Annotated in this window: 30 protein-coding genes; 19 read left to right on the forward strand and 11 right to left on the reverse strand. The window is 69.9% G+C overall.

The window, feature by feature from the left end:
• The first annotated feature begins 1 nt into the window (after window position 1).
• On the forward strand, window positions 2–382 hold the full coding sequence (locus tag CLV71_RS15860) for a hypothetical protein (protein WP_133903522.1): 381 nt from the start codon (window positions 2–4) through the stop codon (window positions 380–382).
• Window positions 375–773 (forward strand): hypothetical protein, encoded by a 399-nt coding sequence (locus CLV71_RS15865; protein ID WP_133903523.1) that lies wholly within the window; start codon window positions 375–377, stop codon window positions 771–773. Before CLV71_RS15860 ends, CLV71_RS15865 begins: the two co-directional genes overlap by 8 nt.
• Here the strand turns inward: CLV71_RS15865 and CLV71_RS15870 are convergent.
• The 3 genes from CLV71_RS15870 to CLV71_RS15880 all read right to left on the reverse strand — a co-directional run bounded on the left by CLV71_RS15870 (window position 753) and on the right by CLV71_RS15880 (window position 3,827).
• On the reverse strand, window positions 753–1,691 hold the full coding sequence (locus CLV71_RS15870) for a pirin family protein (RefSeq protein ID WP_133903524.1): 939 nt from the start codon (window positions 1,689–1,691) through the stop codon (window positions 753–755). The genes CLV71_RS15865 and CLV71_RS15870 overlap by 21 nt on opposite strands.
• Complete coding sequence (locus CLV71_RS15875; protein ID WP_133903525.1) at window positions 1,688–1,981, reverse strand: GNAT family N-acetyltransferase; 294 nt, start codon at window positions 1,979–1,981, stop codon at window positions 1,688–1,690. Before CLV71_RS15875 ends, CLV71_RS15870 begins: the two co-directional genes overlap by 4 nt.
• Window positions 1,982–2,060: 79 nt before the next feature.
• Entirely contained in the window at window positions 2,061–3,827 is a 1,767-nt protein-coding gene (locus tag CLV71_RS15880) for a glycoside hydrolase family 2 protein (RefSeq protein ID WP_133903526.1), read from the reverse strand.
• Window positions 3,828–4,000: 173 nt separating this feature from the next.
• On the opposite strand from CLV71_RS15880, the gene CLV71_RS15885 reads away from it, so the two are divergent.
• From CLV71_RS15885 to CLV71_RS15895, 3 genes are all read left to right on the forward strand, one after another.
• A complete protein-coding gene (locus CLV71_RS15885) occupies window positions 4,001–5,173 on the forward strand; it encodes a cytochrome P450 (RefSeq protein WP_133903527.1) in 1,173 nt (390 codons plus the stop codon).
• 2 nt (window positions 5,174–5,175) lie between these two features.
• Window positions 5,176–5,391 (forward strand): ferredoxin, encoded by a 216-nt coding sequence (locus tag CLV71_RS15890; protein WP_243866489.1) that lies wholly within the window; start codon window positions 5,176–5,178, stop codon window positions 5,389–5,391.
• A gap of 86 nt (window positions 5,392–5,477) precedes the next feature.
• Window positions 5,478–5,966, forward strand: a complete 489-nt coding sequence (locus tag CLV71_RS15895; RefSeq protein WP_133903529.1) for a YflT domain-containing protein — start codon at window positions 5,478–5,480, stop codon at window positions 5,964–5,966.
• Between the two features lie 49 nt (window positions 5,967–6,015).
• Here CLV71_RS15895 and CLV71_RS15900 read toward each other — a convergent pair whose 3' ends face one another.
• Genes CLV71_RS15900 through CLV71_RS15915 form a run of 4 tightly spaced genes read right to left on the reverse strand, consistent with a single transcriptional unit; the run spans window position 6,016 to window position 10,433 of the window.
• Complete coding sequence (locus CLV71_RS15900; RefSeq protein WP_133903530.1) at window positions 6,016–6,753, reverse strand: XdhC family protein; 738 nt, start codon at window positions 6,751–6,753, stop codon at window positions 6,016–6,018.
• Between the two features lie 10 nt (window positions 6,754–6,763).
• Entirely contained in the window at window positions 6,764–9,097 is a 2,334-nt protein-coding gene (locus tag CLV71_RS15905; RefSeq protein WP_133903878.1) for an aerobic carbon-monoxide dehydrogenase large subunit, read from the reverse strand.
• Window positions 9,098–9,111: 14 nt separating this feature from the next.
• Complete coding sequence (locus CLV71_RS15910; protein ID WP_133903531.1) at window positions 9,112–9,576, reverse strand: (2Fe-2S)-binding protein; 465 nt, start codon at window positions 9,574–9,576, stop codon at window positions 9,112–9,114.
• A complete protein-coding gene (locus CLV71_RS15915) occupies window positions 9,576–10,433 on the reverse strand; it encodes an FAD binding domain-containing protein (protein WP_133903532.1) in 858 nt (285 codons plus the stop codon). Before CLV71_RS15915 ends, CLV71_RS15910 begins: the two co-directional genes overlap by 1 nt.
• Before the next feature lie 96 nt (window positions 10,434–10,529).
• Here CLV71_RS15915 and CLV71_RS15920 point away from each other — a divergent pair, with 96 nt between their 5' ends.
• A complete protein-coding gene (locus tag CLV71_RS15920) occupies window positions 10,530–11,474 on the forward strand; it encodes a LysR family transcriptional regulator (RefSeq protein WP_133903533.1) in 945 nt (314 codons plus the stop codon).
• A 9-nt stretch (window positions 11,475–11,483) separates the two neighbouring features.
• On the opposite strand, the gene CLV71_RS15925 is transcribed toward CLV71_RS15920, so the two are convergent.
• Window positions 11,484–13,136, reverse strand: a complete 1,653-nt coding sequence (locus tag CLV71_RS15925; protein WP_133903534.1) for a hypothetical protein — start codon at window positions 13,134–13,136, stop codon at window positions 11,484–11,486.
• Window positions 13,137–13,354: 218 nt separating this feature from the next.
• Here CLV71_RS15925 and CLV71_RS15930 point away from each other — a divergent pair, with 218 nt between their 5' ends.
• The 12 genes from CLV71_RS15930 to CLV71_RS15985 all read left to right on the forward strand — a co-directional run bounded on the left by CLV71_RS15930 (window position 13,355) and on the right by CLV71_RS15985 (window position 20,297).
• Window positions 13,355–13,585: a hypothetical protein gene (locus tag CLV71_RS15930; RefSeq protein ID WP_133903535.1), complete on the forward strand. Its 231-nt coding sequence runs from the start codon at window positions 13,355–13,357 to the stop codon at window positions 13,583–13,585.
• On the forward strand, window positions 13,585–14,445 hold the full coding sequence (locus CLV71_RS15935) for an FAD binding domain-containing protein (RefSeq protein ID WP_133903536.1): 861 nt from the start codon (window positions 13,585–13,587) through the stop codon (window positions 14,443–14,445). The genes CLV71_RS15930 and CLV71_RS15935 overlap by 1 nt, the downstream gene beginning before the upstream one ends.
• A 9-nt stretch (window positions 14,446–14,454) precedes the next feature.
• A complete protein-coding gene (locus CLV71_RS15940) occupies window positions 14,455–14,937 on the forward strand; it encodes a (2Fe-2S)-binding protein (protein ID WP_133903537.1) in 483 nt (160 codons plus the stop codon).
• A gap of 108 nt (window positions 14,938–15,045) precedes the next feature.
• A complete protein-coding gene (locus tag CLV71_RS15945) occupies window positions 15,046–17,445 on the forward strand; it encodes an aerobic carbon-monoxide dehydrogenase large subunit (protein WP_133903538.1) in 2,400 nt (799 codons plus the stop codon).
• A 1-nt stretch (window position 17,446) separates the two neighbouring features.
• A complete protein-coding gene (locus CLV71_RS15950) occupies window positions 17,447–18,037 on the forward strand; it encodes an SRPBCC family protein (RefSeq protein WP_133903539.1) in 591 nt (196 codons plus the stop codon).
• 1 nt (window position 18,038) lies between these two features.
• Window positions 18,039–18,296 (forward strand): hypothetical protein, encoded by a 258-nt coding sequence (locus CLV71_RS15955; RefSeq protein WP_133903540.1) that lies wholly within the window; start codon window positions 18,039–18,041, stop codon window positions 18,294–18,296.
• Complete coding sequence (locus CLV71_RS15960; protein ID WP_133903541.1) at window positions 18,296–18,523, forward strand: hypothetical protein; 228 nt, start codon at window positions 18,296–18,298, stop codon at window positions 18,521–18,523. Before CLV71_RS15955 ends, CLV71_RS15960 begins: the two co-directional genes overlap by 1 nt.
• Window position 18,524: 1 nt before the next feature.
• The gene (locus tag CLV71_RS15965; RefSeq protein ID WP_133903542.1) at window positions 18,525–18,764 is read left to right on the forward strand and encodes a hypothetical protein; all 240 of its coding nucleotides are present in this window, start codon (window positions 18,525–18,527) and stop codon (window positions 18,762–18,764) included.
• 1 nt (window position 18,765) lies between these two features.
• Window positions 18,766–19,029 carry a hypothetical protein gene (locus CLV71_RS15970; protein ID WP_133903543.1) on the forward strand — a complete coding sequence of 88 codons (264 nt, stop codon included), beginning with the start codon at window positions 18,766–18,768 and terminating at the stop codon, window positions 19,027–19,029.
• A complete protein-coding gene (locus CLV71_RS15975; protein WP_133903879.1) occupies window positions 19,029–19,367 on the forward strand; it encodes a hypothetical protein in 339 nt (112 codons plus the stop codon). Before CLV71_RS15970 ends, CLV71_RS15975 begins: the two co-directional genes overlap by 1 nt.
• Window positions 19,364–19,771, forward strand: a complete 408-nt coding sequence (locus CLV71_RS15980; RefSeq protein WP_133903544.1) for a GIY-YIG nuclease family protein — start codon at window positions 19,364–19,366, stop codon at window positions 19,769–19,771. The genes CLV71_RS15975 and CLV71_RS15980 overlap by 4 nt, the downstream gene beginning before the upstream one ends.
• A complete protein-coding gene (locus tag CLV71_RS15985) occupies window positions 19,764–20,297 on the forward strand; it encodes a GNAT family N-acetyltransferase (protein WP_243866491.1) in 534 nt (177 codons plus the stop codon). The genes CLV71_RS15980 and CLV71_RS15985 overlap by 8 nt, the downstream gene beginning before the upstream one ends.
• Here the strand turns inward: CLV71_RS15985 and CLV71_RS15990 are convergent.
• The 3 genes from CLV71_RS15990 to CLV71_RS16000 form a co-directional block, all read right to left on the reverse strand.
• Window positions 20,280–21,362: a vWA domain-containing protein gene (locus tag CLV71_RS15990; protein WP_133903546.1), complete on the reverse strand. Its 1,083-nt coding sequence runs from the start codon at window positions 21,360–21,362 to the stop codon at window positions 20,280–20,282. The genes CLV71_RS15985 and CLV71_RS15990 overlap by 18 nt on opposite strands.
• Complete coding sequence (locus CLV71_RS15995) at window positions 21,355–22,221, reverse strand: AAA family ATPase (protein WP_133903547.1); 867 nt, start codon at window positions 22,219–22,221, stop codon at window positions 21,355–21,357. The genes CLV71_RS15990 and CLV71_RS15995 overlap by 8 nt, the downstream gene beginning before the upstream one ends.
• 89 nt (window positions 22,222–22,310) lie before the next feature.
• Window positions 22,311–22,556: a hypothetical protein gene (locus CLV71_RS16000; RefSeq protein WP_133903548.1), complete on the reverse strand. Its 246-nt coding sequence runs from the start codon at window positions 22,554–22,556 to the stop codon at window positions 22,311–22,313.
• Window positions 22,557–22,729: 173 nt separating this feature from the next.
• On the opposite strand from CLV71_RS16000, the gene CLV71_RS16005 reads away from it, so the two are divergent.
• Window positions 22,730–23,992 carry a glycoside hydrolase family 16 protein gene (locus CLV71_RS16005; protein WP_166664116.1) on the forward strand — a complete coding sequence of 421 codons (1,263 nt, stop codon included), beginning with the start codon at window positions 22,730–22,732 and terminating at the stop codon, window positions 23,990–23,992.
• Window positions 23,993–24,040 lie beyond the last annotated feature (48 nt).

Genomic DNA, 24,040 nt, shown 5'->3' on the forward strand with positions numbered 1-24,040 from the left:
CATGATCGAGGTGCTCGCGGCGGTGCTCACCTACCTGTCGCTGGGTGGGGCCGTGTGGGCGGCGGTGCTGGTGGTCGCGAACAGGCCGATCGAGCTGCGGGAGTGGCACGGGCTCTGGCTGTACGGGCTCGTCGTCCTACTCGAGGTCGGCCTGCTGGCGCAGCTGGTGGTCGGGATCGTGCAGCTGACCACCGACGACCGGCAGATCGAGACGGCCACCTTCGTCGGCTACCTCGTCACGATGGTGCTGGTGCCGCCGATCGCCGCCTTCTGGGCGCTGCTGGAGCGAACCCGCTGGGGGCCGGTCGTCATGGTGGTCGGGTGTCTCACGATCCCGGTGCTGATCATCCGGCTGCGGCAGGTGTGGGAAGCCCATGTCTGACCTCGCCGCACGCACCCGGTCCGGCCCCGGGCGGCTGCTCATCGCCGTCTACGCGATCTTCGCCCTGTCGGCGACCGCGCGGTCCGGCGTGCAGCTCACCACGCACTTCGGCCGCGCGCCGCTCCCGTACCTGCTGTCCGCCTTCGCCGCAGTGGTCTACATCGTGGCCACGGTGTGCCTCGCACGCGGCAACCGGACGTCCCGGCGGATCGCGACGGTCTCGATCGTCGTGGAGCTGGTCGGGGTGCTGGCCGTGGGCACGTGGAGCCTCGTCGACCCGGCCGCGTTCCCCGACGCCACCGTGTGGTCCGACTACGGGCAGGGGTACGGGTACATCCCGGCGGTCCTGCCGCTGCTCGGCCTCTGGTGGCTACGCACGACCGCCAGGTAGGCGGCGGCGGGGCGTGAGGCGCCCACCCGGCAGTCCCGGTGCGGGGATGCGGGCGCCGTCGTGACCGTGGACCGCGCCGAAGCGCGTCGCGGCGGCCTCCCAGTCGGTGCGTGCGGCGACGATCTCGTCGTGGCTCCTCGCCACGAAGTTCCACCACATGACCAGGTCGTCGGGGAAGGGCTCGCCGCCGAGGAGGAACGCGCGGCCCGGCGTCGACAGCTCGACCTCGGTGCGGCCACGGCCCAGGTACAGCAACTGTCCCCTGCGGAGCGGGGTCTCGGCGACGACCACGTCGGACACCGCCAGCACCGCGTGCTCGAACTCGGGGCGCAGCGGCAGTGACGCCGCACCGGTGACCGTCAGGTCGGCGCCGACCAGTGGCGTGTGGGTCGTCGCCGGTGACATCACATCGCTGATGGCACCCATCAGCACGGTCGCGGTCAGGCCGGCCGTGGCGAACACGGGCAGCTCGACGTGCTGTTCGAACGCCGGGGCCATGGCGGCCCGCTCGGCGGGAAGCGCCACCCAGAGCTGTAGTCCGTGCAGGACCCCCGAGGAGACGGACACCTCGGAGTGCGCGACCCCGTGCCCGGCCGTCATGAGGTTGAGCTGGCCGGGACGCACCACGACGTCGCTGCCGAGGCTGTCGCGGTGGTGGATCTCACCGGCGAGCGGCCACGTCACCGTCTGCAGACCCGTGTGCGGGTGCGGCAGCACGTTCATCCGCACGTCCTGCGGGCCGAACGAGTCCAGGAAGCACCAGGCGCCGACCGTGGGGAGGCCGTGCTGCGGCATGACCCGGTCGACCTCCATCGCCCGGACACCGCCGAGCGGCACCGCGCGCGGCTCGAACACCTCGGTCACCGTGTGGCTTCTCGTCACGTCCGTCATGTCGGGATGAGCGTCGAGGTTGCTCATCGACCGGGTGCCTCCACGTGCCCCGCGTACTTGTCCGTCCCCTTCAGGTAGCCCGCGATGAACTCGCACATCGGCACGATGACCTTGCCACCCGCGACGACGTCGTCGAGCGCTTCCCCGGCCAGTACCTTGCCGAGGCCCTGTCCGCCGAACGCCTTGTCGATCTCGGTGTGCGTGAACACCACGCGGTCCCCGGTGCGGTGGTACTGGGTGAAGCCGGCCAGCCTGCCGTCGGAGTACACCTCGTACCGCAGCTGCTCGCGGTTGTGAACCACCTTGGTCTCGGCCATGGCCCGCCCTTCCGTCACGTTCCCCTGACCCTACGGTGAACAGGCGGGCCTCGCCGACAATTCCTCGTGGTCCACCGGCTCACTCGCCCCGGGACGTGCGCCTGGTCTCCTCGATCATCCGGTTCAGCCGTTCGGTCGGGACACTCGCGGCGGGCAGCGAGTTGACGCGGCGGACCTCGGCCGGGTCGAGCTTGTGCGCGCGGTCCTCGGTGAGCAGCCCGTTGACCTCCTGCTCGGTGTCGGTGAGTTGCGTGTAGCAGTAGCCGGCGACCTGGTCGCTGCCCACGAGCGCGGTGACGAGGCGCTCGTAGGAGGCGAGCAGGTCCTCGGCGTTCTCGACAGTGCGGTAGCCGAACCAGCGCTCCCCCGACTCGGGGGTGTAGCTGAGGCCGCCGAACTCCGTGAGCATCAGCGGCTGGTCGCCACGAACGGGGTCACCCAGGTGGACTCTCTTCGGTCCCGGCCAGTCACGACCGAGTGACCTCGCGACGGCCTCCCCGGTGCCGTACCGCGCGGTCAGGTCCTCGGCGGCCGGGCTGTAGTCGTGGACGGTCCAAATGTCGCTGGTCGCGTGTTCCCAGCCGTCGTTGGAGATCACCGGGCGGGTGCCGTCGAGCGCGTGCGTCAGGTGGTAGAGCGACTCGAGGAAGTGCCGCTGGCGGGGGTCCTCCCGGAGCGCGGGCGTGCCCCAGCTCTCGTTCACCGGCAGCCACGTGACCACGCAGGGATGGCTGAGGTCCCGCCGCACGACCTCGAGCCACTCGGTGGTGAAGCGTGCGACGCCGTCGACCGAGTACTCGTAGGCGTTGGCCATCTCGCCCCACACGACGAGGCCCAGCCGGTCGCACCAGTACAGGAAGCGCGGGTCCTCGACCTTCTGGTGCACGCGGACGCCGTTGAAGCCCAGCTCCATGATGAGCTCGACCTCGCGGCGCAACGCCTCCTCGGACGGCGCCGCCAGGTGCGACTGCGGCCAGTACCCCTGTGCCAGCACCATTCTGAGGAACACACGCTCGCCGTTGACGGTGAACCGGCCGTCCTGCACGCCGACGTCGCGGAGGCCGAGATAGCTCGTGACCCGGTCGTCGCCGACCTCCAGCTCCGCCTCGACGAGCCGGGGGTTGCCGGGGCTCCACCGGAAGTCCCCGCGTGGCAGGGTGATCGTGCGTTCGAGTGACGGCCCGTCGACGGAGTAGACGTCGTCGGCGAGCACCCGGCCGTCGAACGACAGCCTGACGCGCAGGCTCGTCGCGGCGCCGGCGAGAACGGCCCGGAGCGTCACGGTCCGGTTGGCGGCGGACGGCACCCACACCAGCTCCGCGAGGTGGGTCGCGGGCACCGCCTCCAGCCACACCGGCTGCCAGATGCCGGTGGTGCGGTGGTACCAGATCACGTCGGGTTCCGGTTCCCAGTACTGCTTTCCACGCGGCTGCGTCAGGTCGTCGACGCTGTCCGCCGCACGTACGACCAGCGTCTGGTCACCGGCGCGGAGCGCGTGCGTGATGTCCACCTGGAACGGTGCGTGCCCGCCGACGTGCGACACCACCTCCGTGCCGTTGACCCACACGCGTGCCCGGTAGTCGACCGCGCCGAAGTGGAGCAGCACGCGCTCGCCCTCCGGCGCGGTGAAGGTCCTGCGGTACCAGACGATCGGGTGCGGGGCCGGGTCGTGGATGCCGCTCGCGGCCGACTCCGGCGGGAACGGCACGGTGATGACACGGTCGAACGGCCGGTCACCGCGCCACCAGCCCACCAGGACGCCCGCGTCCTCGTCGTCGTGGGTGAACTCCCATTCGCCGCACAGGTCCTGCCAGTTCGCGCGGCTCAGCTGTGGCCGTGGATGCATGCGACCAACGCTACCCACCGGCGCGAGCCCTCACTCGCCGTCGATCTTCCCGGCGCCGGGGAGGCGTCGACCCCGCCACCTGGGCGTATTTTCGACCCGATCGAGATCTGTGATTGCCTCGGCACTCTGCGTAACGTGTACGCAGACGCTTACACGCTCAGGGGAGACAGCTGATGACCGTCGCCTACCCGTTCAACGACACCGGGAGCCTCGACCTCCACGAGGCCTACCTCGAGGCGCTCGAGACCCCCGGCATGCTGCGGATCCAGATGCCCCACGGCGAACCCGCCTGGCTCGCCACCCGGTACGCCGACGCGCGGTTCGTGCTCGGGGACCGGCGGTTCAGCAGGGCGATGGCGGCGGAGCGGGACGAACCACGCATGCGGGCGGGCCGCAACGCGGGCGGGTTCCTCTCGATGGACCCCCCGGACCACACCCGGCTGCGCACGCTCGTCGCGAAGGCGTTCACGGTCCGGCGCATCGAGGAGCTGCGGCCGCGTGTCCGCGACCTCGCCACCCACCTCGTCGAGGACATGGTCGCGGTGGGACCGCCGGTCGACCTCGTCGACGCGTTCGCGCTGGCGCTGCCCGTCCAGGTGATCTGCGAGCTGCTGGGGGTGCCTGCCTCGGACCGGTCGAGGTTCCGGGTGTGGAGCAACAACGTGATGTCCACCAGCAGGCTGACCACCGAGGAGTTCAACACCAGCCAGGACGAGATGCACGCCTACATCCGCGGCCTGGTCGCCGACCACCGGGCCGTCCCCCGGGACGACCTGATGACGGCGTTGATCGAGGCGCACGACGAGGGGGACCGGCTCTCCGAGGTCGAGCTGGTCAACATGTGCTCGGCCATCCTCGTCGCCGGGCACGAGACCACCGCGAGCCAGATCCCGAACTTCCTCGTCACGCTCCTGGACCACCCGCGGGCGATGGACAAGCTCCGGTCGGACCCCACGCTCATCCCGGGGGCGGTCGAGGAGCTGCTGCGCTTCATCCCGCTGGGGGCCGGCGCGGCCTTCTCCCGGTACGCGACCGAGGACGTGAAGGTGGGCGACGTCCTCGTCCGGGAGGGCGAGCCGGTCATCGTGGCCATCGGCGCGGCCAACCGGGACGGCCTGCGCTTCGAGGAGCCCAACACGCTGCGCGTCGAGGCTCCGCCGGAGCAGCACCTCGCCCTGGGGCACGGGATCCACCACTGCCTCGGCGCCGCACTGGCCAGGATGGAGCTGCAGGAGGCGCTGCGTGTCCTGTTGGCGGAGCTGCCCGGCCTGCACCTGGCGGGTGAGATCGTGTGGAAGACCGAGATGCTGGTACGCGGGCCCGTGACGATGCCGGTTGGATGGTGACCATGACCTACGAGATCAGGGTGGACCCCGACTTCTGTGGCGCGACGGGCATGTGCGCGGCACTCGCGCCCGACCTGTTCAGGCTGGACGGGACCTACGCCACACCGGTGAAACCGGAGATCGAGCCGGACGAGCTGGCCCTCGACGCCGCCGACCAGTGCCCAACCCAGGCGATCCTGGTGACCGAGGGCGGCAGGGAGGTCGGTCCGCGACCCTGAGAACCCCCTGTGAACTCGGTCCATACGGGCACATAGCGGATTTCCGCCGCGTTGGACGGGGTAGTAACACAGTGGAGGTGACTCAGATGACGGCAGCTTTCACGCCCGTCAACGGCCTGCCGACCATGCCGGAAGGCTGGCCGATCGGGTCCTACGACAACTACAAGGAAGCCCAGCGCGCCGTGGACCACCTGGCGGACAACGAGTTCCCGGTCCAGGACGTCACGATCGTCGGCGTCGAGCCGATGGTGGTCGAGCGGGTCTCGGCGCGGCTGACCTGGGGCCGGGTCCTCACGACCGGCGCGGCGTCCGGTGCCTGGTTCGGCCTGTTCGTCGGGCTTCTGCTCAGCCTGTTCTCGGCGACGGGTGGCCTGGCACCGATCCTGCTGGGTATCGGGTCGGGTCTCGTCTTCGGACTGGCCTGGTCGGCGATCCAGTACGGCGCCACCCGGGGGCAGCGGGACTTCATCTCCCACAGCCAACTGGTCGCCCGCCGCTACGACGTGCTCTGCAAGCCGCGCAACGCCGAACTCGGCCGCACGCTGCTGACCAGCCTGTCCCCCACCGCGAGCTGACGAAGAGAGAGCCCCGCCCCCTCGGCGGGGCTCCTCCCCGTCCCGTCCGCTAGTGACAGCATTCGGGCTCCTCCACCTCCGCGACCTTGACACCGACGTGCTCGGTCACCAACTGCGCGTAGATCGACAGCGCGATCTCGGCGGGGGTCCGTGCACCGATGTCCAGGCCGGCCGGAGTGTGCACGCGGGCGCGCTGCTCGTCGGTGACGTCCAGCGACGCCAGCACCGCGCTACCCCTGCGACGGCTCGCGACCAGGCCGACGTACGGCACGTCCGCACGCAGTGCCTGTTCCAGCAACGGTTCCTCTCCGTGGCCGTGTGACGCGATGACCAGCGCCGCGAGGTCGTCCGGCAGCGTGCCGCCCGCCACCCGGACGTCGTGGCCACTCGCCCTGCCGACCTCGACGAGCGCGCGGGCGACCGGGCCGTCGCCGAAGACGTGGACGAGCTTCGGCGGGAACATCGCCTCGAGGAAGATCTCCAGCGTGCCGCCGGACAGGCACGGGTTGCCGACCGTGACCAGGCCTTCCGTGACGGTCTCCGACGACGCGGTCGGCGTGATGCGCAGGAGCGTGGACTCGCCGGAGGCCAGCAGCCGCAGGCCCTGTGACCGCACGGTCGACTCGGCGCACTCGCCGCCGACGAAGCCCTCCATCGTGCCGTCGGGCAGGACGAGCGCGCGGTCGCCAGGCTTGGCGCTGGTCGGCCGCTCCGCACGCACGACCGTGGCCAGCACGAACGGCGTCCGACCGGTCCGCAGACGGTCCACTCTGGTCAGTACGGACATGGCAGCCCTCCTACTCGATGGCCAGGTCGGCCCGCAGTGGCCTGCCCTGGATCGCACACCACACCGCGGCGGGGGTGAGCGGCATGTCGGCGTGCCGGACCCCGAGGGGCGCCAACGCGTCCATCACCGCGTTCACCACCGCCGCGGGCGAACCCACCGTCGCGCACTCGCCGATCCCCTTGGCGCCGAGCGGATGGTGCGGCGACGGCGTCACCAGCTCCGCGAGCTCCCACGGCGGGACGTCCACCGCGGTCGGCACCAGGTAGTCCATGAAGGACCCACCGAGGCAGTTGCCGTCGGTGTCGAACGCCATCAGCTCCATCAGGGCCATGCCGATGCCGTCCGCGAGGCCGCCGTGGATCTGTCCCTCCACGATGGACGGGTTGATCCGCACCCCGCAGTCGTCGACGGCGACGAACCGGCGGACCTTCACCTGCCCGGTGCCCGGGTCGACCTCGACCACGCAGATGTAGGCGCCGTAGGGGAAGGTGAGGTTCGGCGGGTTGTACACGCACGAGCCGTCGAGGTGGCCGTCGACGCCGTCGGGCAGGTCGACGTCACCGTGTGCGGCTCTGGCGATCTCCTTCAGTGACGCACCCGAGTCCGGTGCGCCGCGTACCGACCAGCGGCCCGGCGTCCACTCGAGGTCGTCGGGGTCGACCTCCAGCAGCGCAGAGGCGATCAGCCTGGCCTTCTCGCGGACCCGTTGCGCGGCAACCGAGGTGGCCGCGCCGGACACCGGGGTCGATCGGGAGCCGTAGGTGCCCAGGCCGAACGGGGTGTTGTCGGTGTCCCCGTGCACCACCTCGACGTCGTCGGTGTGGATGCCCAGCTCGTGCGCGACGATCTGGGCGAACGTCGTCTCGTGGCCCTGTCCCTGTGTCTGCACGGAGATCCGCAACACGGCCTTGCCGGTCGGGTGCAGGCGCAGCTCGGCACCGTCGGCCATGCCGAAGCCCACGATGTCCATGTGCTTGCGCGGCCCGGCGCCGACGGCCTCGGTGAAGAAGCTGATCCCGATGCCGAGGTACTCGTCGTCGGCCCGCCTGCGTTCCTGCTCGGCGCGGAGTTCGGTGTAGCCCACGGTGTCCAGCGCGAGCTGGAGCGCCTTCGGGTAGTCGCCGGAGTCGTACTCCCAGCCGGTCGCGCAGACGTACGGGAACTGCTCCGACGTCAGCAGGTTCCGGAACCGCAGCTCGGCCGGGTCCACGCCCAGCTCGCCGGCGAGGAGGTCCACGAGCCGCTCGATCAGGAACGACGCCTCGGCGATGCGGAAGGAGCACGCGTACGCCACCCCGCCCGGTGCCTTGTTCGTGAACACGCCGGTCACCGCGCAGTAGGCGGCCCGCAGGTCGTAGGAGCCGGTTACCACGTGGAAGAAGCCGGCCGGGTACTTCGAGGGCTGTGCCGTGCAGTTGAACGCGCCGTGGTCGGCGAGCACGCGGACCCGCAGCGCGAGCATCGTGCCGTCCGAAGTGGACGCCAGCTCGCCGCGCATGTGGTAGTCGCGCGCGAAGGCCGTGGTCATCAGGTTCTCGGAGCGGTCCTCGACCCACTTCACCGGCGCGCCGGTGACCATCGAGCCGACGACCGCGCACACGTACGCCGGGTAGATCGGCACCTTGTTGCCGAACCCGCCGCCGACGTCCGGGGAGATGACGCGGATGCGGTGTTCGGCGATGCCGGTCACGAGTGCGAGCAGCGTCCGGTGTGCGTGCGGCGCCTGGCTCGTCGCCCACACGGTCAGCTTGCCGGTCACGGCGTCGTGGTCGGCGACGACCCCGCACGTCTCCAGCGGCGCCGGGTGCACCCTCGGGTACAGCATGTCCTGGGCGACGACCACGTCCGCCGACTCGAACAGCAGGTCGGTCGCGCTCGCGTCGCCCGCCTCCCAGTCGAAGATGTGGTTGTCCCGCTTGCCTTCCAGGTCGTCGCGGATGACTGGCACGTCCGCGTCGAGTGCCGTGCGGGCGTCGACGACGGGGTCGAGCGGCTCGTAGTCGACGTCGATCAGCGCGAGCGCGTCCCGTGCGGAGTAACGGTCCTCCGCGACGACGAACGCGACTTCCTGTCCCTGGTAACGAACCTTGTCGGTGGCCAACACGGCCTGCCGGTCGTGGGAGAGGGTCGGCATCCAGGCGAGCCCGCGCTCCTCGAGGTCCGCGCCGGTCAGCACGGCCCGGACCTTCGGGTGCGCCTCGGCCGCGGTCGTGTCGATGGAGGTGATCCGCGCGTGGGCGTAGGGACTGCGCAGCACGGCCGAGTGCAGCATGCCGGGCAGCCGCACGTCGTCGACGAACGTGCCCCGCCCGCGGACGAAACGCGCGTCCTCCTTCCGGGGCATACGCCCGAACCCGGTCACGAGGCCTCCTTGTCGGCGGCCCACTGTATGGCGCGGACGATGTTCTCGTAACCGGTGCACCGGCACAGCTGCCCCGACAGCGCGCTCCGGATGTCCTCTTCGGACGGATCGGGGTTCTCGTCGAGCAGCCAGCGCGCGGTCATCATCATGCCCGGCGTGCAGAACCCGCACTGCAGGCCGTGGCAGGCGATGAAGGCCTCCTGCACGGTGTCCAGCTCGGCGCCGAGGGCGAGCCCCTCGACCGTGCGGATCTCGTGCCCGTCGGCCATGACCGCGAGCACGGTGCAGGACTTCACCGGCACGCCGTCGAGGTGCACCACGCACACCCCGCAGTTGGAGGTGTCACACCCCCAGTGCGTGCCGGTCAGCTCCAGGTCGTCGCGGAGGAAGTGCACCAGGAGCAGCCGGGGCTCGACGTCCCGCACGTACTCCCTGCCGTTGACAGTCACCATGATCCGCATCAGACCCGCCCCACGGCACGGCGCAGCGCCCTGGTGACGAGCTCGCCCGCGAGGTGGCGTTTGTAGTCGGCGGGACCGCGCTGGTCGGCGACCGGCTCGCAGTGATCGGCGGCGATCCGCCCCGCCTCGACGAACCGCGCGTCGGTCGGCGGCCCGCCCGCCAGGAACTCCTCCGCCTCCTCGGCCACGAACCGCGGCGCGCCGAGTGCGGTCAGCCCGATGCCGGCCTCGGCGACTGTTTCGTCCACTATGGTCAGTACTGCCCCTGCGGCGCCGACGGCCCAGTCCCCCGCCCGCCGGTCGACCTTCACGTAGGCACTGGTGGAGGGCCGCACCGGCACGTGGATCTCGACCAGCAGCTCCCGCTGACCCACGACCGTCTCGTATGGACCGAGGAAGAAGTCCCGTGCCGGTACGGTTCTCGCCCCCTCCGGTCCGTGAATCACGAGCGAGGCCCGCAACGCGGCGAACACCGCCGAGAGGTCCTCGGACGGGTCGGCCTGGCACAGCGATCCGCCGACAGTGCCCCGGTTGCGGACGATCGGGTCGGCGATCACCCGCTCCGCGTCGTGCAGGATCGGGAAGTGCGCACCGGCCTCCGGCGCGGTCAGGAGGGCCGCGTGCCTGGTCATCGCGCCGATCACCAGCGCGTCGCCCTCGACACGCACGCCGGCCAGCTCGGTGAGGTCGTTGATGTCCACGAGCGCCTCGGGGTGCGCCAGCCGCAGCTTCATCATGGGCAGCAGGCTGTGCCCGCCCGCGACGATCCTCGACTCCGGTCCGTACTCCGCGAGCAGCGACAACGCGTCCTCGACACTCGTCGCTCTCCGGTACTGGAACACGGCGGGTACCTGCATGCGGACCTCCTCAGACTGCATGTTCCGACGCCGGCGGGCCTCGGGCAATCCGGGGATAAGTATTCCCTTAAGCGCGGCGGGGGCCACAATGTCGCCATGACGCTCACGCAGCTGAGCACGTTCGTGCTGGTCGCCAGGCTCGGTTCGGTGAAGGCCGCGGCGACGGCACTCGGGGTCAGCGAACCCGCGGTGTCGCAGGCACTCGCCTCGCTACGCCAGCAGCTCGGCGACCAGCTCGTGACCAGGGCGGGCGCCAGCATGCGCCTGACCGCCGCGGGCACCCGGCTGCTCCCGATCGCGTCGCAGATGGTCGCGCTCGGCGCGGACGCCGAGGCCGCGGTCCGCGCAGGCAAGGGCGCCCCGAGCCAGTTGCGGGTCGTCGCGTCCGGTGCTGTCATGGAGTTCGTGGCGAACCCGCTGGTGACGGCCTTCGCGGAGGGCCGGAGCGAACGGATCGACGCGACGGTCGGCATGGCCGCGGCCGACGAGATGCCGGTCCTGCTGGCCAACCGCTTCGCCGACGCGGCACTGGGTCCGAACCTGATGCCACGCCCCGACGACGAGATGGTCAGCGAGCCGGTGTTCCGCACGCACCTCGTGGTCGTCGCGGGCGCGGGGGTGTTGCCCGGCAACCCGAAGGGCTGGTCGTGGCTCGTCGACCAGACCGGCACGGAACCGTCGAGCGACAGCGGCCGTCTGCTGCGTCGGTTACACGTGCCGGAGTCCCGGATTCGGGTATTTCCCAACCAGACCGCCGCGTGGGCGGCTGCCGCCGAAGGCACCGGTGTCGCGATCGCGCCGTCCCACCTCGTCACCGGCCGCCTCCGCAGGGGCGAGCTGCGGGTCGTGAACACGGCCTGCACGCCGACCGAGGCGACCTGGTACCTGACCACCCTGTCCCCGGAACGCCGCTCGACGGCCGCGGAGACCTTCCGCCACTACCTGTCGACGGCGACGGCCCTGCGTGTGATGCGGGAGCCCGGCGCGGGCGTGCCCCCGTCGAAGTTCCGCCCACCGGTCTACGTGACGCTGTGGAGCTGACGGCGACGATCAGTTCGTCCGCTTCGTCGGCAGGTGCCGTCCTACGTAACCGACGTACACGCGGCCGGTCGTGGCGGTGCCGTCGAAGTAGTGCATGCGGGGACTGATCATGCCCGACCTGGCGATGCGGAAATGCGCGCCCATGAACTCCTCGCGGGCGGGGTTGACGGCGAACGGTACCGGGAAGACACGCGCGGCGCGGAACTTGTCGTTGTTGTGGACGTCGATGCTCTCGTCGCGTGCGTGTTTGTTCAGCGGGTACGTGTGCCCGCCATCCGGCGGGTTCTCGAGGTAGCCGTGTACGCCGCGAGAACAGACTCCCTCGCTGGTCAGCCGCGCGTAGTCGTCGAGCACGAGCAGTGCGGCCCACGTCTTCCTTGCCCAGGTGCCGATCTGCTCGTGCTGGTCCAGCTCGCGGGCGTTTCCTGGATCACCGGTGAACTCCACGAACTTGAGCTCGTCGAGCCGGCCGACCAGCTCGCCGAACTCCCCCGGCCACCTTCCCTCCTCCTCGTCGGCCGGCATGGACCACGCGGCGGCGCCCCGCCCGAGTGAGGTCAGCTCCCTGCGCAGGTAGGTGACGGTGCGATCGACCTTCATGCGGTCCTCGACCTCGGCCGCGTGTTCCAGCTGCTCGTCCTCCAACCTGCTCGCCAGGTCCTGGTTGTCGCCCTGGAGCTTCTCGATGCGGTCCAGCAGCTCGTGGATGCGGTCCTCGACCGCGGCCTTGCTCTCCTCGGCGCGGGCCGCGGGCCGCCGTTCGACGACGACCGAGGAGGCACTCGCGAGCCGGGCCAGCAGAAGCTCGTCGGCGCGCTGGTCGAAGAGCTTCGCGAGCCGGACTGCGGCCTTCGGCAGCGGGGCCTCGAGTGCGCGTTCCCGCGCCTTCCAACCGAGCAGCCTGGTCAGGTCCTGGTGGTCGTCGCCGACGATCCGCCGCGTGCCGAGCACGCGGTGCCGCAGCGCGTCCTGCGGGTCCGCCGGATCCACCGCGGGCAGGAAGGTGCGCACGGTGCCGGGAGCGACGGCGTGGTCCGGGCCGATGAGCTCGGTGAAGCACGCGGTGGTCGGGCCGTCGAGGACGTAGGTCGCCGCGAGCCCCACGGTGTCCCTGACGAGGTCCTGGACGAGGTCGTGCCACCTGGTGACGGGGATGTCGTCGTTGCCGCCCGCGAGGATCACCAGCCCTCGCCGGTCCGGGTCGCACACGGCGTCCAGCAGCGCCTCGGCGTCCTCCTCCGTCGTGCGGGACGGCACCGGGCCCAGTTCGGCCTCGCCGTCGAAGGCGACCGGGAATGCCTCCAGCAGATTCCTCGCCAGGCCGGGAGTATCCGTCCATTTAACGGAGTCCGGTGACTCGACGTCGAGCCAGATCCACGAATTGTCCTGACGCCGGGGGACGTGCACCGTCAGCTGGCTGACCCATTTGTCGCCACGCCGGTTCTCCGTTATCCGCGCCCGGAGTGACCGCGTGCCGTCCTGTTGGTCGAACTCCAACAGCAGGGCCTCCACGCCATCGGCGAGCCGGACGGTTTCGCCGGTGCGCAGCTCGTCCGCCCGATACCCCCTCTCACGCAACCAGGCGTGGAGCTGCCCGGTCGCCAGCGGGATGACTTTCTCGCGTGGATCCCGGACGTGGAAGAACGTGCGGTAGCCGAGCATGTCCGTGCTCCTCCCAGAAGACTTGTATGGAATAGAAGTCAACGACAAATGGGATTTGTTACCGATTTCCACCGATTGACCGAGCCGGGTGACCGAACGTGACAGTCGTCATCGACAGCCCGTGCGCGGGTCCCCGCGGCCCTCGGTCACCGTGCGGCATTAAGCAATCGGTTACGGTCCGCTTGCGGGTGGCTGACCGCTGTCACGACGATCGAGGTATGGACGGCGGCAACCCACGCATGTACGAGCTGTTCGAGGACGCGCCGAAGACCGGGAAAAGCCCCACCATATGGGCGTTTCCCGCGGTACTCGGCTGGCTGAAGGTGGCGGGCCAGCCGGTCGCCGGACCGTGGCCACCCCACCAGGAGCCGCGGCCCGACCCCGACGACGAGTCACTCCCCGTGGCCGTCCGCGAGCCGGAGCAGCGCCGAGAGCCGGAGCAGTCCTGATGTACCCGGCACGGTTCCGGTACGAGGCGCCGAAAAGCCTCCCCGACGCGCTGGACCTGCTGCGCACCTACGGCGACGAGGCCAAGGTCCTCGCTGGTGGGCAGAGCCTCATCCCCATGGTGAAGCTGCGGTTCGCGACGCCCGAGCTGCTCGTCGACATCAACAACCTGCCGGACCTCGGCTATCACGACGTGCGTGACGGCGCGCTCGAGGTCGGCGCACTGTGCAGGCACGTCGACCTCGAGTTCTCAACCGGGCTCGGGTCCTGGCCGCTCATGGAGTCGGCGGCACCGCTCATCGCCGACCCGATCGTGCGCAACCGGGGCACGCTCGTCGGTTCCCTGTGCCACGCGGACCCGCAGGGCGACTGGGCCTCGGTGCTGCTCGCACTGAACGGCGAGGTCGTGGCGGCGAGCGCGACCGGACGGCGGACCGTCCCGATGAGCGAGTTCGTCACCGGGCCGTTCCAGAACGCCCTGCTGCCGGGTGAGGTCGCGGTAGCGGCACGCGTCCCGGCGCCGACCGGCACGCCGTACGGCCGCTACCTCAAGCTGGAGCGGCGGGTCGGTGACTTCGCGACGGTCGGTGTGGCGGTGGCATTGCAGACCACCGGCGGCACGGTCACGTCGGCGGGCATCGCGCTGACCGGGGTGGGTGCCAACAACATCAAGGCGACGGCCGCCGAGCGGGTGCTGACCGGGCACCCGCTGGAACCGGACGTCGTCGCGGAGGCCGCGCGGCTCGCCGCCGAGGCCGCGAGGCCCAGGACCGACCACCGGGGCAGCGCGGACTACAAGCGCCACGTCGTCGAGACGTTCGTGTCCCGCGCGCTCGGGTCGAGCGTCACCGTTGCGGCATAAGGGGAGGCCATGGAGAAGCGACGCATGACGGTGACGGTCAACGGCGAGGAGCGGGTGGTCGAGGTCGAGCCAAGGCTGCTGCTCGCGCACCTGCTGCGCCAGGGGCTCGGTTTGACCGGCACCCACATCGGTTGCGACACGACGAACTGCGGCGCGTGCACGGTCCTCGTGGACGGCGCCGCGGTCAAGTCCTGCACGATGCTCGCGGTGCAGACCGACGGGCACGAGGTGCGCACGGTCGAGGGCATGGCACAGACCAACCAGCTGCACCCCATCCAGGAGGGGTTCCGCGAGGAGCACGGGCTCCAGTGCGGCTACTGCACCCCCGGCATGATGATGAGCGCGATGGCCCTGCTGCAACGGAATCCCGACCCGACCGAGGAGGACGTCCGCTGGGCGCTGTCGGGAAACCTGTGCCGCTGCACGGGTTACCAGAACATCGTCAAGGCCGTCCTGTGGGCGGCCGCCAGGATGCGGCCAGTGGAGGCGTGACGTGACACGGGAGCGAAGCGCAGGAGCCGCCGCCGGACTGACTGAGGAGTGGGCTCGGGAGCGAGGAACGAGCGTCGAGCGCGGGACGAAGGAAGGAGGCGGCCGCGGATGAGCGAAGCGACCAATTCAACGCAGCTGGATGAGGTACGCATCGGCGGGATCGGCGCCAGCCGCAAGCGGGTCGAGGACGCGCGGTTCATCCGCGGTCGGGGCAGCTACGTCGACGACATCACGCTGCCCGGCATGCTGCACATGGAGATCCTGCGCAGCCCGGTCGCACACGCACGCATCAAGTCGATCGACACCAGCAAGGCGTGGGAGATCCCCGGTGTGCGCCTGGTGCTGACCGGTGAGATGGCCGCACAGCGCAACCTGGCGTGGATGCCGACCCTGTCCTACGACACGCAGGCAGTACTCGCGACCGACAAGGTTCGCTTCCAGGGCCAGGAGGTCGCGTGCGTCGTCGCCGACGACCCCTACATCGCCAAGGACGGCTGCGAGGCCATCGTCGTCGAGTACGAGCCGCTGCCCGCGGTCGTGAACCCGCGACAGGCGATGGCGGAGGACGCCCCGGTCATCCGGGACGACAAGGAGGGCCAGACCGACAACCTCTGCTACAGCTGGGAGGTGGGTGACAAGGAGGCCACGGACCGCGCGTTCGAGCAGGCGGACGTGATCTCCAGGCTGTCGCTGCACTACCCGCGCTCGCACCCGTCCCCCATCGAGAACTGCGGTGCGGTGGCGAGCTTCGACCAGGCGACCGAGAACCTCACGGTCTACATGACCACGCAGGCACCACACATCATCCGCGCGGCGGTCGCACTGGTCGCGGAGCTGCCGGAACACATGATCCGCATCATCTCGCCGGACATCGGCGGCGGTTTCGGCAACAAGGTGCCGGTCTACCCCGGTTACGTCTGCGCGATCCTCTGCTCGATCCTGCTCGGCAAGCCGGTCAAGTGGATCGAGGACAAGTCGGGAAACCTGATCTCGACCGGGTTCGCGCGGGACATGTACTTCGACGGCGAGCTGGCGCTGCGCTCCGACGGCAGGATCCTCGGCGTGCGGTTCCACGCGGACACCGACCAGGGCGCGTTCTTCTCCGACGCCCAGCCGAGCAAGTTCAAGATCGGGCTCGTGCACTCGGCGTTCGCCTGCTACGACGTGCCAACCGGGCACATCACCGCACGCGGCGCGTACACGAACAAGGCGCCGGGTGGTGTCGCCTACCGGTGCTCGTTCCGGGTCACCGAGGCGATGTTCTTCCAGGAACGGCTGATGGCCGCGGCGGCGGTCGACGTCGGTCTCGACCCGGCCGAGTTCCGGCGCCGCAACCTCGTGCGGGACGACCAGTTCCCGTACCGAACCCCGTTCGGCTTCCTCACCGACTCCGGCCAGTACCAGAAGTGCCTCGACCTCGGGCTGGAGGCCATCGGCTACGACCAGTTCCTGGAGGACAAGGAAGAGGCCGCCAAGCGGGGCAGGAGACTCGGCATCGGGATCTCCACGATGACCGAGCCGCTCGGCGCCGGGAACAGCCGCGAGTACGACATCCTCGGCATCAAGATGTTCGACTCCGCCGAGCTGCGCGTTCACCCGACGGGCAAGGCCATCCTGCGGACCGGCGCGAAGACACAGGGCCAGGGCCACGAGACGACGTGGGCGCAGATCGTCGCGCACGAGCTGGGCATCCCGGCCGCGGACGTGCTCGTCGAGGAGGGCGACACGGACACCGCGCCGTTCGGCATGGGCACCTACGCGTCCCGGTCGACACCGGTGGCCGGTGCCGCCGTCGCGATGGTGTCCCGCAAGATCCGCGCCAAGGCACGGAAGCTCGCCGCACACCTGCTCGAAGTGTCCGAAGAGGACATAGAGTGGGAGCTGGGCCGGTTCTACGTCCGCAGCGCTCCGGCACGCGGGGTGTCCATCCAGGAGTGCGCGGCCGCCGCGTACGGCAACATGCCAGACGGCATGGAACCGGGCCTGGAGAACAACGCCTACTACGACCCGCCCAACCTGACCTGGCCGTTCGCGTGCTACATCGTGACCGTCGAGGTCGACCCGGAGAGCGGCGTGTGGGACGTGCTGCGCGTGGTCGCGGTCGACGACTGCGGGGTCCGCATCAACCCCATGATCGTCGAGGGGCAGATCATGGGCGGCCTCACCGAGGCGTACGCGATGTCGAACATGCAGTTCATCACGTTCGACGCGGACGGCAACTGCGTCGGCTCGAACTACATGGACTACCTGCTGCCGACCGCCTGGGAGACACCGGGTTTCGAGCTGCACGAGGTCACGACGCCGTGTCCGCACCACCCGCTCGGCGCCAAGGGTGTCGGCGAGTGCGCGGCGGTCGGCGGCCCGGCCGCGTTCGTGAACGCCGTCATGGACGCCCTGTCCGACACCGGGGTCCGCAACATCGACATGCCGGTGCTGCCCGACCGCGTGTGGGAGGCGATCGCCACCGGACAGGACGTCTCGGGTGCACCGCCGGTGAGGAACGACTGACATGCTGATCACCAGTGACTTCGAGGTGCCGCAACCGGTCGAGCGCGTGTGGGACTACCTGCTCGACGTGCCGCGCATGGCGCCGAACCTGCCGGGTACCGAACTGACCGAGGTCGTGGACGAGGACAACTTCAAGGGCCGGGTCAGCGTGAAGATGGGCCCGGTGTCGCTGCGGTTCGCAGGCACGGCACAGATCGCCGAACGCGACGAGGCCGGCAGGCGGGTCGTGCTGAACGCGTCGGGCGCCGAGGAACGCGGCAAGGGCCAGGCGTCGATGCGGCTGACGGCGACGCTCGTGAAGGCGGGCAGCGGCACGCGGATCGCGGTCGAGCAGGACCTCACGATCGCGGGCGCCGCCGCGCAGTACGGCCGAGGCATGATCACCGACGTGACCAACGTCCTGTTGGGACGGTTCGCGAGCAACATCGCCGAGGACATCCCGCGCTGGGCCCGTGGCGAGGAACGCACGGGCTCGGCAGGCTCGGTGAGCGGTCTCGCGATCGGCGTCGCCGCGACGATGACCGCGCTGAGACGGGTGTTCTGGCGGTTCTTCGGGTCGAACGCCCGTCGCCGGGCGACCAAGGGAGCATGACATGGCTCTGTGGTGGGTAGGTGCGATCGTGTTGCTGGTCGTCGTGCTGCCGGTCGTGATCGCGTTGCTGAACCGGATCCTCGCGGCGGTGGAACGCATCCGGGACGCGGCCGACGACATCCTCGCCGACGGCGTCGCGTTGGACGACGGTCTCGAGCCGGTGCCCGCGCTGCTGGCGACGACCGACGAGACGATCAAGGAAGTCCAGGTCGGCGCGGTGCGCTACGCCGGCAGCGTGCAGAAGCTCTTGGAGGGGTAATGCCTGCCGTAGCGTGGGTCACGCTCGTGGCCGCCGCACTGATCATCGGACTGACCGCGGTCGCGCTGCTGCGCGTGATCGTCCACCTGCGACACGTCGCCGGGACGCTCGACGCGGTGATCGGCGGCGTCGAGTCGATCGCGGCACGCACCAGCACGGTGCCTGCCCGGCTGACCTCGGTCAACGCCAACCTGAAACCGGTCCGCGACTGGTGCGAGGGGGTGTGACATGTCGGGTTGGGTTCTCGGCATCGTCATCGGCCTGGTCGTCGTGGTGGCGGTCGCCGCGCTGGTGACGCCGATCATCCTGCTGGCGCGGCGGATCGCCGGACAGGCACCACGCATCAACGCGGCACTGATGAAGGCGGAGGTCAACACCGCGCCGCTGGGTGCGCTGACGACGACGATCGACCACGCGGAGACCATCGTCGCCGGTCTGGCGCGCGGCCGGGCACGGCTCGGAGGGTGAGATGACGGACAACGAGTACTGGGCGTTGGTACTGATACTGGGCGCGGTCGTGATCGTGGCCGTCGTCGCGTTGCTGAGCCTCCTGGTGTACTTCGTGAAGCTCGTCGACACACGGGTGGCGGAGGTCAGGTACACGCTGGAGTCCGTGGCGGAGAACACGGAGAAGGCCGCGCTGATCCCGGCGACGGCCGACAAGGTGGACGCCGTGCTGGCGGAAGGCCTGCAGCACCACCTGTTCCTGGGCCGAGCGGTGGGCGGTGCGTGATGGTCTTCCTGACGGTGCTGGAGATCGTGGTGCTGATCGCGGGTCTCGCGTTCTTCCTGTTCTGGCTCGGCTCGCTGCTGACGAGGATCGCGGAGAACCTGGAGGCCGCAGAGGAGTCGGTGCGCCAGATCCGCGGCCACGCGGGCGACATCGTGCCAGGCGTGGAACACATCAACCGCACGGGCAAGGTCGTGGCGAGCGCACTGCCGCTCCTGTACGGCTTCGCGGAGCGGATCGTGGCTGGTGCGTCGACCACCCCGACACGGGGACCGGCCCGTCCGGCGTCGGGCACGAGGCGCTCGCGTCTACATGAGACAGTCGGCTACCGGTCGAGGTGATCAGACTCGGCTCGGCGGCGGGCTACCTCTTCGAAGGCCCGCGTCTGCTCGGCGGCTGGACCCCGCCGAGCAGGCCGGGTGTCTACGTGATCATGTACCGGCTGCCGTCCTCGTCGCGCTACGCGGTGGTCTACGCCGGGCAGGCCGACGACCTGTCGAAGGCGGGTTTCCCCTTCCGCCACCCCAAAAGCCCGTGCTGGACAAGGCGTGCGGGCGACAAGTGGCAGATCCACGTCGCCTGGTTCGAGATCCCCGGCGACACCCGCCCCCACCGCGAACAGGTCGTCGCCGAGCTGATCACCATGTACAGCCCCCACTGCAACTCGGAACGTTTCGACAACACGTGGCGCCCGGAGTGGATAGGGTCGGCTGATGTGGTGTCCCGACCTCCCCATCGTGACTGACCGGCTCGTACTGCGCACCTTCTCCCTGACGGACATCGAATCCGTGTGGGCCTACATGCGGTTACCCGAGGTGGGACAGTACATGTTGTGGTCGGCCCGCGACCGGGAGCAGAGCAGCGAGGCGCTCGACCGGATGGTCGCCGAGACCGGGCTCGAGAAGGACGGCGACTACCTCACCCTCGCCGTCACCGTGGACGGCGTGGTCATCGGCCACGCGGAGCTGGGGCTCGTCAGCGCGGAGCACCGCCAGGGTGAGATCGGGTACGTACTCCACCCGGAACACCAGGGACGCGGGTACGCCACCGAGGCCGGCCGCGAGATGGTCCGGCTCGGGTTCACCGAGATGAACATGCACCGGATCATCGGCCGCTGCTCGGCACGCAACGTCTCCTCAGCCAACCTGCTGCGACGTCTGGGAATGCGGCAGGAAGCCCATTTCGTCGAGTGTCGCATGGTCAACGGCCAGTGGCGCGAGGAGCTGGTCTTCGCCATGCTCCAGCGCGAGTGGTCAGGCCAGAACCGGTAGCAGGCGAAGGAAGTCAGGCAGGTCGGCGGCGGGCAGTACGGCATCGACGTACGGGTCCGCCGCCATCATCGCCACCGAGCGGCCGGTGCCGTGCGGGTTGACCCAGACGATGCGGTGGCTCAGCCGGGAAAGCCGGTCCAGCGCCGACACCAGCAACGACGGCTCGCCGCGGTCCAGGCCGTCGGAGCAGATGAGGACGGTCGCACCCCGCGACATGCCCCGGCGGGCCCAGCCGCGGACGAACGCGTCGACCGACGCGCCGATCCGCGTGCCACCCTCCCAGTCGGCGACCGTGCCACCGGCCAGCCGCAACGCCTCGTCCACCGACCGGGACCGCAGCACCCGCGTCAGGTACGTCAGCCGCGTGCCGAAGCAGAACACCTCGACCCGCCGCGTCGAGCGGCCCGTCGTGTGCGCGAACTGCAGCAACGTCCGCGAGTACGACGCCATCGAGCCCGACACGTCCAGCAGCAGCACCAACCGGCGTGGGCGCACCCGCCGCTCCCGCCACCGCAGCGACACCGGCTCACCCTGTGTCCGAAGCGAAGCCCGCACCATCCGGCGCAGGTCCAGCACGCGGCCCGACGACGACGGCCCCAGCCTGCGGGTTCGGCGGCGCGGCGGGGTCAGCCGCAACCGCGCGAGGATCCGGCGCAGCTCGGCGAGTTCCTCCGGCGTGCACGCGGAGAACGACCGCTGCCGCGAGACGTGCACCGCGGACGCCGCGAGTCCCAGCGACTCCTGCTCGACCTCGTCGGCACCGGGTTCCACCGACGGCACCACGAACGTCCCGAACACCCCAGCGGGCACCTGTCGCAGCGTGACGACCGTGGGCGCGGCGGGGAAGTCGAGGAAGTACTGCCGGAACACCTCGTCGTACACGGGGAGGTCCGCGTGCCTGCTCACGAGCGTGCACCGGCCACCCCAGTACAGGTCGACGAGGTCGGTCGGGTCGAGGCACGCGGCGGCCGCGCAGAAGACGTCGGCGTCGCCGGTCCCGACCACGATCCCCGCCGACCGCAGCGCCCGGGCGAACCCCACCAGCAGCCCGACGAAGTCAGGCATCGGAGACGATCTCGCCGAGGGACTCCCGCACCAGCGCCAGGTCGTCGTGCTCCTTCACCACGGCGCCGATGGTGTCCGCCGCGATGCCGCGCGAGAGCGTCGGTGCGCCGAGGAACTCGAGCGTCCGCGCCCAGTCGATGGTCTCGGCGACACCCGGTGGTTTGACCAGGTCCATCTCCCGCAGCCGGGTCACGGCCGACACCACCGAGCGCGCCAGTGCGTCGGAAACCGACGGCGACCGCAGCAGGACGATCTCGACCTCGCGGTCGAAGGACGGGTAGTCGATCCAGTGGTACATGCAGCGCCGCTTCAGTGCGTCGTGCAGCTCACGGGTCCGGTTCGACGTCAGCAACACCAGCGGTGGCCGTTCACACGAGACCGTACCGACCTCGGGGATGCTGATCTGGAAGTCGGACAGCACCTCCAGCAGGAACGCCTCGAACTCGTCGTCCGCCCGGTCGATCTCGTCGATCAGCAGCACCGCCCGGTCGCCGGCACGCACGGCTCGCAGGAGCGGCCGTTCCAGCAGGAACTCGGGGCCGAACAGGTCGGTGGCGTCGGACGCACGCAGGTGCAGCAGCTGGCGCGAGTAGTCCCACTCGTAGAGCGCCTGGTTCGTGTCGATGCCCTCGTAGCACTGGAGCCGGATCAGCTCGCGGCCCAGCACCGAGGCCAGTACCTTCGCGATCTCGGTCTTGCCGACCCCGACCTCGCCCTCGAGGAGCAGCGGCCGCTCCAGCGACAGCGCCACGTGCACGGCCGTCGCAAGACCGCGTTCGGCCAGGTAGCCGCCCTGCCGCAGTGTCTCGGTCAGCGAGACAACGGCTCCAGTCGGTGTCGGATGGGTCGCATCGCTCATCCGCCGACCGCCTCCTTCCGGCGTCGCGTGCTCGTCACTCGTTCCTCGCTCCCGAGCACGCTCCCTGGTCAGTCCGGCGGAGGGCTCCTTCACTCCGCTCCCGAGCGTTGCTCGGCGAGCAGGTCGGCGACGGTGTTCCCACCCAGCTTGCCCTCGCGTTCGAGCTTCGAGCGCCACGCGGCACGCAGGTCGTCGTCGACTTCGTCGAAGCCGACGTGTCTCATCGCCTTGCACGCCTTGCCGTGCCCGTGTTGTGGCAGCTCAGCAGCGGTCTGCTCGCGGGCATGCCAGATGTCCCGCAGCACCGAAAGCGCCTCGTCGCGTGCTCCAGTCATCCCACCAGGCTAGGCGGAGGGTGACCGCCGGTCACCCGTCCGTTAATCGATCGCTTATTATCAGCTCGCCGGAACCGGTTCCAAATTTAGGGTCAGACCTCTTGTCGAGTGGTCTGGACCATGGCACTCTTTGTTGTCATACACAACAAACACGAGCGTCGGCGGTGACAAGGATGTCCACGCACCCCTCTCGACGATCACGTTTCGCTCTCTCCCTCGCGGCCGGACTCACCACGATGGCAGCCGTGCTGAGCCCGGCGGGGACCAACACCGCGCTGGCGGCGGGAGCCGACAACAGCGCGAACGACGTCGGCATCGCGGCGACCACGTTCGCCGACGAGTTCAACGCTCCGGCAGGCACGCCGGTCGACGGCTCCAAGTGGAACATGGAGACCGGCGACAACGTCAACAACCACGAGCGGCAGTACTACACGAACTCGACAAGCAACGCCGTGCACGACGGCCAGGGCAACCTGGTCATCACCGCGCGGCGCGAGAACCCCGGCAACTACAACTGCTGGTACGGCCGGTGCGAGTACACCTCCGCCCGGCTCAACACGTCCGGCAAGTTCAGCCAGGCCTACGGCACCTTCGAGACCCGGCTCAAGATGTCGCGCGGCCAGGGCATGTGGCCCGCGTTCTGGCTGCTGGGCGGCGGCAACTGGCCGAACGACGGCGAGATCGACGTCATGGAGAACGTCGGCTTCGAGCCGAACACCGTGCACGGCACGATCCACGGCCCCGGGTACTCCGGCGGCGAGGGCATCGGCGCCGGCTACTCGATCGGCTCGCCGTTCGCGGACGGCTTCCACACCTTCCGCATCGAGTGGTCGCCGAACAAGATCGTCTGGAAGGTCGACGGAAACACCTACCAGACAAGGACTCCGTCGGACCTCGGCGGCGACCGGTGGGTGTTCGACCATGGGTTCTTCCTGATCCTGAACCTGGCGGTCGGCGGCTACTGGCCGGGTGACCCCAACTCGAGCACCCCGATGCCGAACACGCTGACGGTCGACTACGTGCGTGTCACCAACGACCAGTCCGGCGGCGGCGGCGGTGGCGGCCGGATCACCGGCATCGGCGGCAAGTGCGTCGACGTGGCCGGCGCGTCCAGTGCCAACGGCACGGCGGTGCAGCTCTACGACTGCAACGGCACCGCCGCGCAGCAGTGGTCCGTGAACTCCGACGGCACGATCCGCGCACTGGGCAAGTGCCTGGACGTCACCGCCGCGGGCACTGCCGACGGCACGAAGATCCAGCTGTACGACTGCAACGGCTCCAACGCACAGAAGTGGCGCGTCGAGGCGGCCAAGGACATCGCGAACGTCGGGGCCAACAAGTGCCTCGACGCGACCGGCGGCAGCTCGGCCAACGGCACACGCCTGCAGATCTGGACCTGCACAGGTGCGGCGAGCCAGAAGTGGACCGTGGGCTGAGACCCTTGTAGACACGGCGACGGGTGCTGCACCGGCATGGCGGCACCC

Origin of the sequence: Actinophytocola oryzae (genome assembly GCF_004364325.1) — a bacterium.
Lineage (GTDB): Bacteria > Actinomycetota > Actinomycetes > Mycobacteriales > Pseudonocardiaceae > Actinophytocola > Actinophytocola oryzae.